Origin of the sequence: Burkholderia sp. AU30280 (assembly GCF_020420125.1) — a bacterium.
GTDB lineage: Bacteria > Pseudomonadota > Gammaproteobacteria > Burkholderiales > Burkholderiaceae > Burkholderia.
Window position 1 is genome coordinate 91,889 of sequence record NZ_JAIZRY010000002.1, and the last position, 16,097, is coordinate 107,985.

At 67.5% G+C, this 16,097-nt stretch carries 14 protein-coding genes; 8 read left to right on the top strand and 6 right to left on the bottom strand.

The window, feature by feature from the left end:
- Positions 1-98: 98 nt before the first annotated feature.
- The 3 genes from LGN17_RS04545 (at position 99) to LGN17_RS04555 (ending at position 3,831) form a co-directional block, all read left to right on the top strand.
- On the top strand, positions 99-2,441 hold the full coding sequence (locus tag LGN17_RS04545) for an NADP-dependent malic enzyme (RefSeq protein WP_319000806.1): 2,343 nt from the start codon (positions 99-101) through the stop codon (positions 2,439-2,441).
- A 378-nt stretch (positions 2,442-2,819) separates the two neighbouring features.
- On the top strand, positions 2,820-3,251 hold the full coding sequence (locus tag LGN17_RS04550; protein ID WP_034182701.1) for a ribonuclease domain-containing protein: 432 nt from the start codon (positions 2,820-2,822) through the stop codon (positions 3,249-3,251).
- 16 nt (positions 3,252-3,267) lie between these two features.
- Positions 3,268-3,831 carry a barstar family protein gene (locus tag LGN17_RS04555; protein WP_175955652.1) on the top strand — a complete coding sequence of 188 codons (564 nt, stop codon included), beginning with the start codon at positions 3,268-3,270 and terminating at the stop codon, positions 3,829-3,831.
- A gap of 202 nt (positions 3,832-4,033) precedes the next feature.
- Here the strand turns inward: LGN17_RS04555 and LGN17_RS04560 are convergent, their stop codons facing one another.
- The 3 genes from LGN17_RS04560 to speE all read right to left on the bottom strand — a co-directional run bounded on the left by LGN17_RS04560 (position 4,034) and on the right by speE (position 6,255).
- Complete coding sequence (locus LGN17_RS04560; protein WP_226195337.1) at positions 4,034-4,801, bottom strand: 16S rRNA (uracil(1498)-N(3))-methyltransferase; 768 nt, start codon at positions 4,799-4,801, stop codon at positions 4,034-4,036.
- A 17-nt stretch (positions 4,802-4,818) separates the two neighbouring features.
- Complete coding sequence (locus LGN17_RS04565) at positions 4,819-5,235, bottom strand: VOC family protein (RefSeq protein ID WP_175955656.1); 417 nt, start codon at positions 5,233-5,235, stop codon at positions 4,819-4,821.
- Positions 5,236-5,397: 162 nt separating this feature from the next.
- Positions 5,398-6,255, bottom strand: coding sequence for a polyamine aminopropyltransferase (speE, locus tag LGN17_RS04570; protein ID WP_226195338.1), 858 nt, complete (start codon positions 6,253-6,255; stop codon positions 5,398-5,400).
- Between the two features lie 216 nt (positions 6,256-6,471).
- Here speE and tkt point away from each other — a divergent pair, with 216 nt between their 5' ends.
- A complete protein-coding gene (gene tkt, locus LGN17_RS04575) occupies positions 6,472-8,544 on the top strand; it encodes a transketolase (protein WP_175955660.1) in 2,073 nt (690 codons plus the stop codon).
- A gap of 87 nt (positions 8,545-8,631) precedes the next feature.
- Positions 8,632-9,642 (top strand): type I glyceraldehyde-3-phosphate dehydrogenase, encoded by a 1,011-nt coding sequence (gene gap, locus LGN17_RS04580; protein WP_006485712.1) that lies wholly within the window; start codon positions 8,632-8,634, stop codon positions 9,640-9,642.
- A gap of 76 nt (positions 9,643-9,718) precedes the next feature.
- Here gap and LGN17_RS04585 read toward each other — a convergent pair whose 3' ends face one another.
- Complete coding sequence (locus LGN17_RS04585) at positions 9,719-10,621, bottom strand: LysR substrate-binding domain-containing protein (RefSeq protein WP_226195339.1); 903 nt, start codon at positions 10,619-10,621, stop codon at positions 9,719-9,721.
- 151 nt (positions 10,622-10,772) lie between these two features.
- Between LGN17_RS04585 and LGN17_RS04590 the strand changes: the two genes are divergently transcribed.
- Both LGN17_RS04590 and LGN17_RS04595 read left to right on the top strand, forming a co-directional pair.
- Entirely contained in the window at positions 10,773-11,546 is a 774-nt protein-coding gene (locus tag LGN17_RS04590) for an SDR family NAD(P)-dependent oxidoreductase (RefSeq protein ID WP_226195340.1), read from the top strand.
- Positions 11,547-11,562: 16 nt separating this feature from the next.
- Positions 11,563-12,621 carry an L-idonate 5-dehydrogenase gene (locus LGN17_RS04595; RefSeq protein WP_226195341.1) on the top strand — a complete coding sequence of 353 codons (1,059 nt, stop codon included), beginning with the start codon at positions 11,563-11,565 and terminating at the stop codon, positions 12,619-12,621.
- A gap of 113 nt (positions 12,622-12,734) precedes the next feature.
- Here the strand turns inward: LGN17_RS04595 and LGN17_RS04600 are convergent, their stop codons facing one another.
- On the bottom strand, positions 12,735-13,934 hold the full coding sequence (locus tag LGN17_RS04600; RefSeq protein WP_226195342.1) for an MFS transporter: 1,200 nt from the start codon (positions 13,932-13,934) through the stop codon (positions 12,735-12,737).
- A gap of 312 nt (positions 13,935-14,246) precedes the next feature.
- On the opposite strand from LGN17_RS04600, the gene cynR reads away from it, so the two are divergent.
- Positions 14,247-15,137: a transcriptional regulator CynR gene (cynR, locus tag LGN17_RS04605; RefSeq protein WP_226195343.1), complete on the top strand. Its 891-nt coding sequence runs from the start codon at positions 14,247-14,249 to the stop codon at positions 15,135-15,137.
- A gap of 62 nt (positions 15,138-15,199) precedes the next feature.
- Here cynR and LGN17_RS04610 read toward each other — a convergent pair whose 3' ends face one another.
- The gene (locus LGN17_RS04610; protein ID WP_226195344.1) at positions 15,200-15,922 is read right to left on the bottom strand and encodes a FadR/GntR family transcriptional regulator; all 723 of its coding nucleotides are present in this window, start codon (positions 15,920-15,922) and stop codon (positions 15,200-15,202) included.
- Positions 15,923-16,097 lie beyond the last annotated feature (175 nt).

The window sequence follows — 16,097 nt, forward strand, 5'->3', positions numbered from 1 at the left end:
TACGAGGCGAACGGCGGCGTTCCCGCACCGTTCGGCGCATTTTTGTCGCGGCTGTTGTACCCGAATCGCCGGTCTTGCGGCCGATGATTGGCGCTACAATGCCGTCGAAGAGTTATTCTAATCCGCCCGTCAAGAGACACATGTCCACCCAAGCCTCCTCCAAAGCCAAGCTCCGCGAAGCCGCGCTCGACTATCACGAATTCCCGACCCCCGGGAAAATCGCGATCGCCCCGACCAAGCAGATGATCAACCAGCGCGACCTCGCGCTCGCGTACTCGCCGGGTGTGGCGTACGCGTGCGAGGAGATCGTCGAGAATCCGCTCAATGCGGCGCGCTTCACCGCGCGCAGCAACCTGGTCGGCGTCGTCACGAACGGTACGGCGGTGCTCGGTCTCGGCAACATCGGCCCGCTCGCGTCGAAGCCGGTGATGGAAGGCAAGGCCGTGCTGTTCAAGAAGTTCGCGGGCATCGACGTGTTCGACATCGAGCTGAACGAGTCGGACCCGCACAAGCTCGTCGACGTGATCGCCGCGCTGGAGCCGACCTTCGGCGGGATCAACCTGGAAGACATCAAGGCGCCGGACTGCTTCATCGTCGAACGCGAAGCGCGCAAGCGGATGAAGATCCCGGTGTTCCACGACGACCAGCACGGCACCGCGATCGTGGTGGCCGCGGCCGTCACGAACGGGCTGAAGGTCGTCAACAAGGACATCAAGAAGGTCAAGCTCGTCGCGTCCGGCGCAGGCGCGGCCGCGCTCGCGTGTCTCGACCTGCTGGTCGACATCGGCCTGCCGCTCGAGAACATCACGGTGACCGACCTTGCCGGCGTGGTCTACAAGGGCCGCACCGAACTGATGGACCCGGACAAGGAGCGTTTCGCCCGCGAAACGGACGCCCGCACGCTGGCCGAAGTGATCGACGGCGCGGACATCTTCCTCGGCCTGTCGGCCGCCGGCGTGCTGAAGCAGGAGATGGTGAAGGGCATGGCCGAGCGCCCGCTGATTCTCGCGCTCGCGAACCCGACGCCGGAAATCCTGCCGGAACTCGCGCTCGAAGTGCGCCCGGACGCGGTGCTGGCTACCGGCCGCACCGACTACCCGAACCAGGTCAACAACGTCCTGTGCTTCCCGTTCATCTTCCGCGGTGCGCTCGACGTCGGCGCGACGACGATCACGCGTGAAATGGAGATCGCGGCCGTCAATGCGATCGCCGAGCTCGCGCAGCACGAGCAGAGCGACATCGTCGCGACCGCGTACGGCATCCAGGACCTGTCGTTCGGGCCCGAATACCTGATTCCGAAGCCGTTCGATCCGCGCCTGATCGTGAAGATCGCACCGGCCGTCGCGCAGGCCGCGATGGACGGCGGCGTCGCGACGCGCCCGATCGAGGACATGGAGGCGTACTGCGTCCACCTGCAGCAGTTCGTGTACCACAGCGGCACGACGATGAAGCCGATCTTCCAGATCGCGCGCGCAGCGCCGGAAGAGAAGAAGCGCGTGGTATTCGCGGAAGGCGAGGAAGAGCGCGTGTTGCGCGCCGTTCAGATCATCGTCGACGAAAAACTCGCGACGCCGATCCTGATCGGCCGTCCGGGCGTGATCGAGCACCGTATCCAGCGCTACGGCCTGCGGCTGAATCCGGGCGTCGATTTCACGGTCGTCAACACCGAGCACGACGCGCGCTACCGCGACTTCTGGCAGACGTACTACAAGATGATGGCGCGCAAGGGCATCAGCGAGCAGCTCGCGCGCGTCGAGATGCGCCGCCGCACGACGCTGATCGGCTCGATGCTGGTGAAGAAGGGCGAAGCGGACGGGATGATCTGCGGCACGATCAGCACCACGCACCGCCATCTGCACTTCATCGACCAGGTGATCGGCAAGCGCCCGGGTTGCAGCGTGTACGCGGCGATGAACGGCCTCGTTCTGCCGGGCCGCCAGATTTTCCTCGTCGACACGCACGTGAACGTCGATCCGACCCCGGAAGAGCTGGCCGAGATCACGATCATGGCGGCGGAAGAAGTACGCCGCTTCGGCATCGAGCCGAAGGTCGCGCTGCTGTCGCACTCGAATTTCGGCACGAGCAACGCACCTTCGGCGAAGAAGATGCGCGATACGCTCGCGATCCTGCAGGAACGTGCGCCGGAGCTGAAGGTTGACGGCGAGATGCACGGTGATGTCGCGCTCGACGCGGCGCTGCGCAAGGAAATCCTGCCGGAGTCGACGCTGGAAGGCGACGCGAATCTGCTGATCCTGCCGAACATCGACGCCGCGAACATCGCGTACAACCTGCTGAAGACGGCCGCGGGCAACAACATCGCGATCGGGCCGATCCTGCTGGGTGCCGCGCAGCCGGTGCACGTGCTGACCGAATCGGCGACCGTTCGCCGCATTGTCAATATGGCGGCGCTGCTGGTCGCCGACGTGAACGCCGCGCGCTGAGCCAAAACGAACGCGCCAGGCGGGTCGAACCGGCCTGGCGCGTCGGGCGAAATTGTAAACAAAAGCAAAAAGAGGCGTGCCCGCCATGGGCACGCCGTCGGGCAGGGCGCAAACGCGCTTCCCTCAAAGCAACAGCAGCATCTCTCCACTCCGGGTAGCGAGCGCGGCAAGGAGGCAGGGTCTTGCCGTACGAGAGATGCCGCCCGTATTTTATCCTATGTAAGATAAATGTAGTGTTATTTGGGTAAAAAATGCGCCATTCCGGGTATCGCGACACTTTCGATTCCCAAACGGACATTGATTCGCGCGGCCAATAACGCTACGCTAACGCCTTTGTTGGTCGTCAACTACTTGATTTAACAGCGGGAACCCTGGTTCATGGCACGCAAGTGGCTCCGCAACGGCGCGCTCGCGTCCGTCTTCGCGATGTTCGCGATGGGTATCGTCGGCACGCCGACGGGCAGTCTGGTTTCCGCCGCTTACGCACGGGAGGCCGTTTCGGCCGACGTGGCCGCCAGCGGGCTCGATACGATCCCGACCGCCCGTCTTCCGCGCGAGGCCGTGACCACGCTGGGCCTGATCGGCGCGGGCGGCCCCTATCCGTACGAGAAAGACGGCGTCGTGTTTGGCAACCGCGAGCGGATCCTGCCAAAAGCGAAGCGCGGCTACTACCATGAGTACACGGTGCCGACGCCGCGTGCCCGCAATCGCGGTGCGCGCCGGATCGTCTGTGGCGGGCCATTGCGCCGGATCGACAACTGTTATTACACGGGCGACCACTACAACAGTTTTAAACGTATTGTTGAATGACTTCGGGACGAATGGCATGAGCGACTCCATCTACGCGCACGATACGGCGGCGGCGGAACTGTTCGCGGCCGGCGATGGCAATCTGTTTCAGCGCGTGATCCAGCTGCACGCGGCGGCGCAGGCTGGCAGCACGCCGGAGCAACAGGAAGCCGAGCCCGGGCTTTCATCGAACGAGGAGCCTATGAGCCTTTTCACGACCGTGCGACCCAATCTCGTGCAGTCGATCCGCGCGTTCCGCGTGCAGGATCTCGCCGACGAAGCCGGTCGGCTCGGCCAGCATTTCCTGTATGCGTATTGCGGCGCCGCGCAGTCGAAGCAGGAAGTGATGGAAACGATCGCGACGTCGTTCCTGTTCCCGAAGCATTTCGGGAAGAACTACGACGCGCTGTACGATTCCCTGACCGACCTCGTCGCGAAGGCCGGCGCGCAGCCGGGTTTCGTGATCGTCCTCGAAGGGCTGCCGATCGCGCAGAAGTTCGACAAGGAAGGGCGCGAGACGCTGCTCGACGTGTTCCGCGAGGCGGCCGAATTCTGGGCCGAGCGCAAGGTCGCGTTCCGCGTGTTCTACTCGTTCGCGTAAGCACGCGTCGGCCAGCGGCCGATTCGACAACATTTCTAAGAGCCCGCTTCGAGCGGGCTTTTTTGCGTCCGCGCGATGCGCGCAGGCCGGCGCGGCGCTTCGCTCCCTGACGTCCGCCTTTTATCCGGCACCGTTTTCGAGCGCGACCGGGTGGCGTGCGGTCAGGGCGTGTCGCGCCGTCTTGCGGCGGCGCGACTGCCCGTCACCATCCGCCCCAACGCGCCGCGAGCGCCGCGAGCACGGCCGCGCCGGCCGTCTCGGTGCGCAGCACGCGGGGCCCGAGCGACAGCGCGGTGAACCCGCGCGCGCGGGCCGCGTTTTCCTCGTCGGGCGACAGCCCGCCTTCCGGTCCGATCAGCAGCGTGACGGTCGCAGCCGGCGGTGCGTCGGGCAGCGACGCGAACGGGATGCTCGCGCGCGGCGACAGCAGCAGCCGCAGCGCGCCGTCGGCCGGTGCGGCCGGCAGCGTATCGAGCCATGCGTTGAAGCCGGCGATGGGCGCGACGTCGGGTATGCGGTTGCGCCCGCATTGCTCGCACGACGCGCGCACGACGCCGCGCCAGTGCGCGACGCGCTTGTCCGCGCGCTCGCCGGAAAGCTTCACGACGCCGCGCGCGGTCGACAGCGGCACGACCGCCGCCACGCCGAGCTCGACGGCCTTCTCGATCACCCAGTCCATCTTGTCGCCGCCGGCGATGCCTTGCGCGAGCGTCACGCGATAGGGCGGCTCGGCTTCGGCCGGTTCGAACGCGTCGATCTGCGCGAGCGCGCTGCGCTTGTCGATCTCGACGAGCCGTGCGCGGTACTGGCCGCCGGTGCCGTCGAACAGGGCGAGCGCGTCGCCGGGCTGCAGGCGCAGCACCTGCGCGTGGCGCGCGACGTCGGCCGGCAACGCAAGCGTGGCGTCGGCGCGCAGTGCCGCGTCGACGAAAAAGCGCGGCACGGCCGCGGTGGTGGTGGCTTCGTTCATGCGTGTAACGGTTTGGGTCATGTGTCGAGACGGCGGCCGAGCGCCCATCGGTAGCCGTCGAGATCCTCGATCTGTGCGAACCGGTCGCCCCAGAACTGATCCTGCGGCGCGCTCAGCGATTTCGCGCCCGCGTCGAGCGCGCGCTGCCAGGTGGCGTCGACGTCGTCGACATACAGATAGAACGATTGCGGCGCGGTGGCGTTCGCACTCTTCGGGGTGAGCGCGGTCGAGCCGAATGCACCTTCGGGCGCGAACATCACGATCAGCTGGCCGCGATAGGCCATCTCGACGTGCATGATCGCGCCGTCTTCGTCGTGCACGTCGCGCAACTCGAAGCCGAATGCGGCCTTGAAGAAATCGATGGCCGCACGTGCATTGCGTACGGCCAGGTAGGGCGTCAACCAAGGCACGTTGGCCGGACGTGGATCGGTCATGAGAATCTCCTGTGGGGGCGCCTGGGCACGTGCTCTGATTCCATGCCTGGGCGTTCGTTCAGGGGGCGGCGCGGCGTCCGGGGCATTTCGCCGCGGTGCCGTGCATCACGAATCCTGCGAAGTCGTGAAGAAAAAACGGAAGCCGGGCGACCGCGCGGACGCTCAGCGGCGGACGCCCAGTGTATCGCGCAGCGCGCGCGGCAGGGCAAAGAGGGATGCATGCAGCCGCGCGTCGTAGTAGCGCAAACCCTGGACGCGGCGGGCCGCGAGCCGTTCGTCGATGTCGTGTGCGAACAGCGCGGCCGCGTCGAGCGTATCGCTCGCGATCGCCATCAGCCACTGCGAGCCGTACAGCGGCACGTGCGCGGACAACGGATCGACGACCGCGAAGCTCGCGCGCAGGTCGTCGAGCAGCGCGGCGATGCGCGTCGGGTGGAACACCGGCGAGCCGAGGTGCATCGAGATCGCGCCGCACGGCGTCAGGATCCGCTTGAGCCGCGCATAGAACGCGCGCGTATAGAGGCCGGCCGCCGGCGAATCGGGCGGCGTGAGGTCGAACACGACGAGATCGAAATGCTCGACGGTCGACTCGACGAAATGCGCGGCGTCGCCGATCACGACCTCGACGCGCGGGTCGTCGAGCGCACCCTGGTGCACGTCGTCGAGATAACGGCGCGCCATCCCGACCACTTCGTCGTCGAGTTCCGCGATCACGATCCGCTCGATGCATGCATGCTTGAGCAACTGGCGCGCCGCGCCGCCGTCGCCGCCGCCGAGCACGAGCGCACGGCGCGGCGACGGATGCGCGAGCGCGGCCGGGTGCGTCATGCACTCGTGATAGACGTACTCGTCGCCGACCGACGTCATCGGCCGGCCGTCCAGCGTAAACAGGCGGCCGAGCTGGGGGGTTTCCCAGACCTCGATCTGCTGGTGCGGGGACGCGACGTGCGCGAGCCGCCGCGCGTTCGGGAAGCCGTAGGCGGCATCGGGCGTAGGGTGAAAGAGAAGCGTCGTGCTCACGGGTGGGCCGCTCAGGGCTGGCAGTTCCGACGTCTGAATTATAGGAGGCGGGCGGTTTGACGGAAAACCGTGCCGGAACACCGTGCATGGACAAGGGAAATGTCAGCCCATCTGTTAAAATGACGAGCTTTGCAGCCCCGTCCGTAGGCTCCGTCCGCTTCGCGTCCGTCAGGCGCCGCACCGCGCGCCGGGAACGATTGACGCTCGAGCTTCCGGATGCCGCCGTGCCCCCGTTTCCTCGACTCGTTCTCCGGACTCGACATGACGACTTCGTCTCCCGCCTCCACCACCCTGATGGCCAACGCGATCCGTGCGCTCGCGATGGACGCCGTCCAGCAAGCGAACTCCGGCCACCCCGGCATGCCGATGGGCATGGCCGAAATCGGCGTCGCGCTCTGGTCGCGCCATCTGAAGCACAACCCGACGAACCCACACTGGGCCGACCGCGACCGCTTCGTGCTGTCGAACGGCCATGGCTCGATGCTGCTGTACTCGCTGCTGCACCTGACCGGCTACGACCTGCCGATGGAAGAGCTGAAGAACTTCCGCCAGCTGCACTCGAAGACGCCGGGTCACCCGGAATACGGCATCACGCCGGGCGTCGAGACGACCACCGGCCCGCTCGGCCAGGGTCTCGCGAACGCGGTCGGCATGGCGCTCGGCGAAGCGCTGATGGCCGACGAGTTCAACCGTGACGGCGCGAAGATCGTCGATCACCACACGTACGTGTTCCTCGGCGACGGCTGCCTGATGGAAGGCATCTCGCACGAAGCCTGCTCGCTCGCCGGCACGCTGAAGCTGAACAAGCTGATCGCGCTGTACGACGACAACGGCATCTCGATCGACGGCGACGTCGTGAACTGGTTCCACGACGACACCCCGAAGCGTTTCGAAGCCTACGGCTGGAACGTGATCCCGAACGTGAACGGCCATGACGTCGACGCGGTCGACGCAGCGATCGCGAAGGCGAAGCTGTCGGACAAGCCGACGCTGATCTGCTGCAAGACGGTGATCGGCCAGGGCGCGGCGACCAAGGCAGGCGGCCACGACGTGCACGGCGCGGCGCTCGGCGCGGAAGAAATCGCGAAGACGCGCGAAGCGCTCGGCTGGACGTGGGCGCCGTTCGTGATTCCGCAGGAAGTCTATGCGGCGTGGGACGCGAAGGAAGCCGGCAAGCGCGCGGAAACCGAATGGAACGCGACGTTCGCTGCCTATCGCGCGAAGTTCCCGGCGGAAGCCGCCGAATTCGAGCGCCGGATGGCCAACCAGCTGCCGGCCGACTGGGCCGAGAAGGCCGCGGCGATCATCGCCGGTGCGAACGAGCGCGGCGAGACGGTGGCGACCCGCAAGGCGTCGCAGCAGGCGATCGAAGGCCTGGCTGCCGCGCTGCCCGAACTGCTCGGCGGCTCGGCCGACCTGACCGGCTCGAACCTGACCAACTGGAAGGCATCGAAGGCGGTCCGTGCGAATCCGGAAGGCCCGGGCGTCCAGCTGGGCAACCACATCAACTACGGCGTGCGCGAATTCGGCATGAGCGCCGCGATCAACGGCCTCGCGCTGCACGGCGGCCACAAGCCGTTCGGCGGCACGTTCCTGACGTTCTCCGACTACAGCCGCAACGCGCTGCGCGTGGCCGCGCTGATGAAGGTGCCGTCGATCTTCGTGTTCACGCACGATTCGATCGGCCTCGGCGAAGACGGCCCGACGCACCAGTCGATCGAGCACGTGTCGAGCCTGCGCCTGATCCCGAACCACGACGTCTGGCGTCCGGCCGACACGGTCGAGACGGCCGTTGCGTGGACCCACGCGATCGCAGCCGACCGTCCGTCGAGCCTGATCTTCAGTCGCCAGAACCTGGCGTTCAACCCGCGTACCGATGCGCAGATCGCGAACATCGAGAAGGGCGGCTACGTGCTGAAGGACTGGGACGAAGAGATCGTCGCGCGCAAGATCATCCTGATCGCGACGGGCTCGGAAGTCGAACTCGCGATGAAGGCCGTCGAGCCGCTCGCGCAGCAGGGCATCGCGGCACGCGTCGTGTCGATGCCGTCGACCAACGTGTTCGATCGCCAGGACGCCGAGTACCGTGAGCGCGTGCTGCCGCACGGCGTGCGCCGCGTCGCGATCGAAGCGGGCGTGACGGCCTTCTGGCACAAGTACGTCGGCCTCGAAGGCGGCGTCGTCGGGATCGACACGTTCGGTGAATCGGCGCCGGCCGGCGTGCTGTTCAAGCACTTCGGCTTCACTGTCGAGCACGTCGTCGAGACCGCCAAGGCCGTGCTGGCCTAAAGACATACGCGACGCGCGCCGCCTCTCGCGCGCGTCGCACCGTGAAGCTGCACGAAACGAATTTTTTCAGCCATCAGGAGATAGACCATGACGATTCGCGTCGCAATCAACGGCTACGGCCGTATCGGCCGCAACACGCTGCGCGCGTTTTATGAAAACGGCAAGAAGCACGATCTCGAGATCGTCGCGATCAACGATCTGGGCGACGCGAAGACCAACGCGCACCTGACCCAGTACGACACCGCGCACGGCAAGTTCCCGGGTGAAGTGTCGGTCGACGGCGACTACCTCGTCGTGAACGGCGACAAGATCCGCGTGCTGGCGAACCGCAACCCGGCCGAACTGCCGTGGGGCGAGCTCGGCGTCGACGTCGTGATGGAATGCACGGGCTTCTTCACGACCAAGGAAAAGGCGAGCGCGCACCTGAAGGGCGGCGCGAAGAAGGTGATCATCTCGGCGCCGGGCGGCAAGGACGTCGACGCGACGATCGTCTACGGCGTGAACCACGACGTGCTGAAGGCCGAGCACACCGTCATCTCGAACGCATCGTGCACGACGAACTGCCTCGCGCCGCTCGTCAAGCCGCTGAACGACAAGATCGGCCTCGAAACCGGCCTGATGACGACGATCCACGCGTACACGAACGACCAGGTGCTGACGGACGTCTACCACGAAGACCTGCGCCGCGCGCGTTCGGCCACGCACAGCCAGATCCCGACGAAGACGGGCGCCGCTTCGGCCGTCGGTCTCGTGCTGCCGGAACTGAACGGCAAGCTCGACGGCTACGCGATCCGCGTCCCGACGATCAACGTGTCGATCGTCGACCTGTCGTTTATCGCGAAGCGCGACACGACGGTCGAGGAAGTCAACGCGATCATGAAGGAAGCATCGGAAGGCGCGCTGAAGGGCATCCTCGGCTACAACGACGCACCGCTGGTGTCGATCGACTTCAACCACAACCCGGCTTCGTCGACGTTCGACGCAACGCTGACCAAGGTGTCGGGCCGCCTCGTCAAGGTGTCGAGCTGGTACGACAACGAGTGGGGTTTCTCGAACCGCATGCTGGATACGGCTGTCGCATTCGCGAACGCGAAGTAATCCCGCACGTTGCGCGGCCGCCGCAACGCGGCCGGCGTAGCGAACGAGCCCGGCCCGGTTTTCCGGCCGGGTTTTTTTATTGCCCGCCGTTGTTGCCTGATGCTGGCGCCACCTCTTCGAGCGCGGCGACGAACGCGCGCTTGAGCGGGCTGTCGAGGTCGGTCCACGCGAGGCCGATGCCCGTTCGGTGCCCGGCCAGGTCGAGCGGCCGCGCGAGTACGTTCGGCGGCAGCGCGCTGGCGGCTTGCGCCGGAATCAGCCCGATTCCCATCCCCGCCGCGACGAGCGCCAGCATCGTCGTGAATTCCCCGAACTCCTGCGCGATCTCGAGCGTCGTGCCCGCGCGGCTCAGCGCGAGCAGCATGTCGTCGTGAAAGCCCGGCGCGTAGCGGCGCGCGAGCACGAACGCGGGCTGGCCGCGCAGCAGGGCCGGCGCGATCGCATCGTGCGCGGCGAGCGGATGGTCGAGCGGCAGCGCGACGACGAAGCCTTCCTCGAGCACCACGCGCGTGTCGATACCCGCATACGCGGCCGGCAGCCGGATCATCCCGAAATCGATCCGCCGGTCGCGCAGCGCGGCGATCTGGTCGGGCGTCGGCAGGTCCTTCAGTTCGAGCGTGATCAGCGGATAGCGCTCGCGCATCGTGCGCAGCACGGCCGGCAGCAGCACGGGCAGCACCGACGACACGAACGCGATCCGCAGCGTGCCGATCTCGCCGCGGCTCGACAGCCGCGCCATCTGCTCCGCGCGCGCGGCCTGCTGCAGCGTGGCGCGCGCCTCGGGCAGGAACACGCGCCCCGTATCGCTCAGTTCGACCTTGTGCCGGTCGCGCTCGAACAGGCGCGCGCCGAGTGCTTCCTCGAGCGCCTTGATCTGCATGCTCAGTGCGGGCTGCACGATGAACAGGCGCTGCGCGGCGCGCCCGAAATGCAGCTCTTCGGCGAGCGTGACGAAGGCGCGCAATTGCTTGAGTTCCATGGGCGGCGGGCCGAATTGGGCGGTAATCAAATTTCATGATAACCGGATCAAAAAAGACCATTGGCGCGGCAAGCGGCCGGTAGCCGAAGATACCGTCAACGCGAGACCGGCCGCGATGGGCCGCCGGCTCGACTGGCACGAGGAGGCACGCATGACCCACGCGCTTGAACGGTTCCGCCTCGACGGCCGCCGCGCACTGATTACCGGTTCCGGACGCGGGATCGGGCTGACGCTCGCCCGCGGGCTGGCCGAAGCGGGGGCGGCGATCGTCATCAACGATCGCAATGAGGAGAAGGCCGCGACGCTCGTGCGGCAGCTGCGCGAGGAAGGCTACACGGCCGACTACGCGGTATTCGACGTCGCCGAGCACGCACAGGTGCGCGCGGCGATCGACGAATTCGAGGCGCGCGTCGGCGCGATCGACATCCTCGTGAACAACGCGGGCATCCAGCGCCGCGCGCCGCTCGACGCCTTCGAGCCCGACGACTGGCATGCGCTGATGCGCGTGAACCTCGACGGCGTGTTCAACGTCGCGCAGGCCGTCGCGCGGCACATGATCGCGCGCGGCCATGGGAAGATCATCAACATCTGCTCGGTGCAGAGCGAGCTCGCGCGGCCGACGATCGCGCCATACGCGGCGACCAAGGGCGCGGTGCGGATGCTGACGAAAGGGATGTGTGCCGACTGGGCTCGCCACGGCATCCAGGCGAACGGCCTCGCGCCCGGCTATTTCGAAACCGAACTCAACCGCGCGCTGGTCGACGACGCAGCGTTCTCGGACTGGCTGTGCAAGCGCACGCCGGCCGGGCGCTGGGGGCGCGTCGACGAGCTGTGCGGTGCGGCGATCTTCCTCGCATCGGCTGCGTCCGATTTCGTGAACGGCCAGACGCTGTTCGTCGACGGCGGCCTGACCGCCGCCGTTTAGGACAGGGAGGAATGTCATGCGTATGCGTTGCATGTGTGTCGTGATCCACGGGCCGAACGACTTGCGGGTGGAAGAGCAGGACGCGGGCGAGATCGGCCCGGGCCAGGTGCGCGTCGATGTCGCGATGGGCGGCATCTGCGGCTCTGATCTCCATTACTTCCGGCACGGTGGCTTTGGCGCGATCCGGCTGCAGCAGCCGATGGTGCTGGGCCACGAGGTGGCCGGCACGGTCGCGGAAGTGGCGCCGGACGTGACGTCGGTGAAGGTCGGCGATCGCGTCGCGGTCAATCCGAGCCGGCCGTGCGGCGCGTGCCGCTACTGTCTCGAAGGGCTGCCGAACCAGTGTCTCGACATGCGCTTCTACGGCAGCGCGATGCGGATGCCGCACGTGCAGGGCGCGTTCCGCAACGCACTCGTATGCGATGCGGTGCAGTGCGTGAAGGTCGCCGATCACGTGCCGCTGTCGCTCGCGGCGCTCGCCGAACCGTTCGCCGTCGGGCTGCATGCGGTGTCGCGCGCGGGCCCGCTGCTCGGCAAGCGCGTGCTCGTGTCGGGCTGCGGGCCGATCGGCGTGCTGGCGGTCGCGGCGGCGCGCGTGCACGGCGCGGCGGAGATCGTCGCGACCGACGTCGTCGAGGCGCCGCTGGCAGTGGCGAGCGCGCTCGGCGCCGACCGCACGATCAATGTGGTGGCCGATGCCGGCTGGGTCGAGCGTTACGGTGCCGACAAGGGCACGTTCGACGTGATGATCGAGTGTTCGGGCAATGCGCGCGCGCTGCGCGACGGGCTGGACGTGATGCGTCCGCGCGGGGTCGTCGTGCAACTCGGGCTTGGCGGTGATGTCAGCCTGCCGCAGAACGTCGTGGTCGCGAAGGAGTTGTCGATCTGCGGGTCGTTCCGTTTTCACGCGGAGTTCGCGCTTGCGGTGCAACTCATCAATGCGGGGCGCGTCGACCTGCGCCCGGCCGTCACGCGCGTGTTCCCGATGCGCGATGCGAACCTTGCGTTCGAACTGGCCGGCGACCGCCAGCGCGCGATGAAGGTGCTGATCGACTTCGCGGACGAGGCTGCGTGACGATCGCGGTCACGCGCTAGCGCGCGACGGTCTCGACCCCATCGGAAAAAAGGCACGCCCGCGATTCGCGGGGCGTGCCTTTTCTCATGGTGGCAAGGAATCGACTGACCGCATTACTGCGTGACCTGCCGCGCGCCGATGCGCTGCGACACGAGCCACAGCGCGATCAACACACCGGCAAGCGCCGCGCCCGCGACGCACACGCCGCGCCAGCCGTCGACGCCGTACGCGACGCTCGCCGCGAACGACCCGAATGCGCCGCCGATGAAGTAGCTCGTCAGGTAGATCGTCGTCACGCGGCTGCGCGCGTTGCCGGCCAGCGCATAGATCACGCTCTGGTTCGAGATGTGCATGCCCTGCACGCCGACGTCGAGCAGCAGGATGCCCGCGATTAGCGCTGCCAGGGCGTGCGCGCCGGTCGCGATCAGCGCGAACGACGCGAGCACGGCCGCCGCGAACAACCCCGTCGCCGCATTGCCGTGCCCGCGATCGACGAGCCGGCCGGCCGACGTCGCCGCGAGCGCGCCCACCGCGCCGACGACGCCGAACAGGCCGATCTGCCCTTCGGAATAGCTGTACGGCGGCTGGCTCAACAGGAACGTGAGGCCCGTCCACAGCAGGCTGAAGCACGCGAACACGAGCGCGCCGTAGGTGGAGCGCAGTGCGATCAGCGGTTGCGCGCGCACCAGCGCGACGAGCGACTTCATCAGCGCCGCATAGTCGAGGCGCGCCTCGCGGCGATCCTTCGGCAGCTTCATGGCGAGCACGACGGTCAGCGCCGCCACCATCACCGCCGCGACGCCGTACACCGCACGCCAGCCGAACCCGTCGGCGATCGCGCCGGCCGCCACGCGCGCGAGCAGGATGCCGAGCAGCAGCCCGCTCATCACGGTGCCGACCGCGCGGCCGCGCGAGCGTGCATCGGCGAGCGATGCGGCGAACGGCACGAGCAGCTGCGTCGAACAGGTGACGAAGCCGACCGCGACGTTCGCGACGACGAACATCGTGAAGTTCGTGCTGAACGTGACCGCGACCAGCGCGACGACGTTGAGCATCAGCAGCCGCACGATCAGCGTATGACGGTTGACCGCGTCGCCGAGCGGGACGATCAGCAGCAGGCTCGCCGCATAGCCGAGCTGCGTCAGCGTGACGAGATAGCCGAGCTCGGCCGGCGCGCGCCCGAAGCTGCGCGCGATCGCGGCGAGCAGAGGCTGCGCGTAGTAGATGTTGCCGATGACGATGCCGCATGCGCAGGCGAACAGCAGCGTCATGCCGCGGGTGAGGGGAGGATGGGTGTCGTGATGCGGTTCCATGGTCGCGAAAAACGGCGGCGCCGTCCGGCGGCACGGGGCCGCCGGCTGCGCGGGGGGACGGAAATCGGGGCCGGCGTCGACGGATCGGCGGTGAGCCGATGCGCGCCGGGCGGATCGCGGCCGGGCCCGGATCGGGCGGGCGGCGGATCGTCGTGCGGCGGGCGGAGGCAGGGCGGGCCCGGGCGAGCCGTTCCGGTGCGGTGACAGCGGCGATGCAGCGGAACGGATGTGCGTATGATGCGGGAGTCGAACCATAGCGTCCAAGACTGGATCGTTATGGTCTCCATAGGTCAAACCAATACGTCGGCCGCCATGCTACTCCGCCACATCCGCTATTTCCTGGCCGTCGCCGAGCAGCGCAGTTTCACGCGCGCGGCCGACGCGCTGCACGTTTCGCAGCCGACGCTGTCGCAGCAGGTACGCCAGCTCGAGGAAACGCTCGGCGTGCAGTTGTTCGACCGCTCGGGCCGCACGGTGCAGCTCACCGAATTCGGCGAGGTCTATGCGCGCCATGCGCGCGCCGCGCTGCACGAGCTCGATACGGGGCGGCGCGCGCTGCACGACGTCGCCGATCTCGGCAGCGGATCGCTGCGGCTCGCGATGATGCCGACCTTTGCGGCCTACCTGAGCGGCTCGCTGATCGATGCGTTCCATACCGACTATCCGAACGTCACGCTGGCGATCGATGCGATGCCGCAGGAACGCATCGAGGCGCTGCTCGCCGACGATCGGCTCGACGCGGGCTTCGCGTTCATGCCGCCGCGCGCGCCGGACATCGACGCGTTGCCGCTGTGGGACGAGCCGCTCGCGCTCGTGACGGGCCGCACGCATCGTCTCGCGCGGCACCGCCGCGCACTGACGCCGGCCGAGCTCGGTGGCGAGCCGCTGGTGCTGCTGAGCCGCGCGTTCGCGACGCGCGAGCGCATCGACCGGTATTTCATCGAGCACGGCGCGCGGCCGAAGATCGCGATCGAGACGAATACGATCAGCGCGGTGCTGGCGCTCGTGCGGTGCGGCCGGCTCGCGACGGTGCTGCCCGACGCGGTCGCGCGCGCGAGCGCTGACCTGTGCGCGCTGGAGATCGATCCGCCGCTGCCCGCGCGCACGGCCGCGCTGCTGACACGCAAGGGCGCGTACCGCAGCGTCGCGGCGCGCGCGTTCATCGAGCGTGCGCTTGCGTATCGCGATCCGTCGGGAGCTTGACGGGTACGACCGGCCGGCGTGCGCGGCGGGTAGCCGCCCGAGCGCCCGGCCGCCCGGCCGCATTACGTGCGCGGCGTCGGGAAGAAGATGCCCGCGCGCTGCGCGGCGTTCGCGATGTGCGTTTCGATCGCCGTGCCGGCGGCGGCCGCATCGCGCGCGATCAGCGCGTCGACGATCGCGCGGTGCTCCTGCCACGTCGACAGCAGCAGCTCGCGCCGGTAGAACGGCATGCGCTGGCTTTCCTTCATGATGTCCGCGCTGCTGCGCAGTATCGATTCGATCGCCGCGTTGCCGGCGAGATGGATGATTCGCATGTGGAAGTCGAAGTCGAGCTGCGACGCCTCGTCGAGCGCGCTTTCGGTGAGCGCGACGTGCAGGTCGGCGAGGTTGTCCTCGAACCACGCGATGTCGTCGTCGCTGACGACGTGCGCGGCCATCCGCGCGGCGAACCCTTCGAGTGCATAGCGCATCTGGTACGTGTCGGGCGGCGACGACTCCTCGGCGAACTGCCATGCGTGCGCGGCCGTGGCCTGCGCGCTTTCGACATACACGCCCTTGCCGGCGCGGATGCGCAGCATCCCGAGCGCCTCGAGCGTCGAGAGCGCCTCGCGCAGCGATGCACGGCTGATCTCCAGCTCCTCGGAGAGCTGGCGCTGGGCCGGCAGCAGGCTGCCGACCGGATAAACGCCTGCCTCGATCCGGTCGCGGATCGTCGCAATGGCGGCGTCGGTCACGGTATGCGGAACGTTTTTCATGATGTGAACTTTGGCCGGTCTGACCGGCATTGTAATCCGCACGCAGGCGGTGCATGGCCGGCCTACGGGAAAGCCACGATCTGCCCCTGTCCGGTGCATCGAAACCCGGCGGGGCAGGGGCGGGAAATCCCTATTTTGTCCGTCCTTGACGCCACTATATCGGCTTCCTACTATCCCCCATAACATCACTGGTCTTACCAGTATG

Coding starts and splice junctions, on each gene's coding strand:
- tkt (WP_175955660.1), top strand. CDS start 6,472: ATGCCGCCGTGCCCCCGTTTCCTCGACTCGTTCTCCGGACTCGACATG.
- gap (WP_006485712.1), top strand. CDS start 8,632: ATGACGATTCGCGTCGCAATCAACGGCTACGGCCGTATCGGCCGCAAC.
- LGN17_RS04560 (WP_226195337.1), bottom strand. CDS start 4,801: ATGAACGAAGCCACCACCACCGCGGCCGTGCCGCGCTTTTTCGTCGAC.
- LGN17_RS04590 (WP_226195340.1), top strand. CDS start 10,773: ATGACCCACGCGCTTGAACGGTTCCGCCTCGACGGCCGCCGCGCACTG.
- LGN17_RS04550 (WP_034182701.1), top strand. CDS start 2,820: ATGGCACGCAAGTGGCTCCGCAACGGCGCGCTCGCGTCCGTCTTCGCG.
- LGN17_RS04595 (WP_226195341.1), top strand. CDS start 11,563: ATGCGTATGCGTTGCATGTGTGTCGTGATCCACGGGCCGAACGACTTG.
- LGN17_RS04610 (WP_226195344.1), bottom strand. CDS start 15,922: ATGCCGGTCAGACCGGCCAAAGTTCACATCATGAAAAACGTTCCGCAT.
- LGN17_RS04600 (WP_226195342.1), bottom strand. CDS start 13,934: ATGGAACCGCATCACGACACCCATCCTCCCCTCACCCGCGGCATGACG.
- LGN17_RS04565 (WP_175955656.1), bottom strand. CDS start 5,235: ATGACCGATCCACGTCCGGCCAACGTGCCTTGGTTGACGCCCTACCTG.
- LGN17_RS04555 (WP_175955652.1), top strand. CDS start 3,268: ATGAGCGACTCCATCTACGCGCACGATACGGCGGCGGCGGAACTGTTC.
- LGN17_RS04545 (WP_319000806.1), top strand. CDS start 99: ATGCCGTCGAAGAGTTATTCTAATCCGCCCGTCAAGAGACACATGTCC.
- cynR (WP_226195343.1), top strand. CDS start 14,247: ATGCTACTCCGCCACATCCGCTATTTCCTGGCCGTCGCCGAGCAGCGC.
- LGN17_RS04585 (WP_226195339.1), bottom strand. CDS start 10,621: ATGGAACTCAAGCAATTGCGCGCCTTCGTCACGCTCGCCGAAGAGCTG.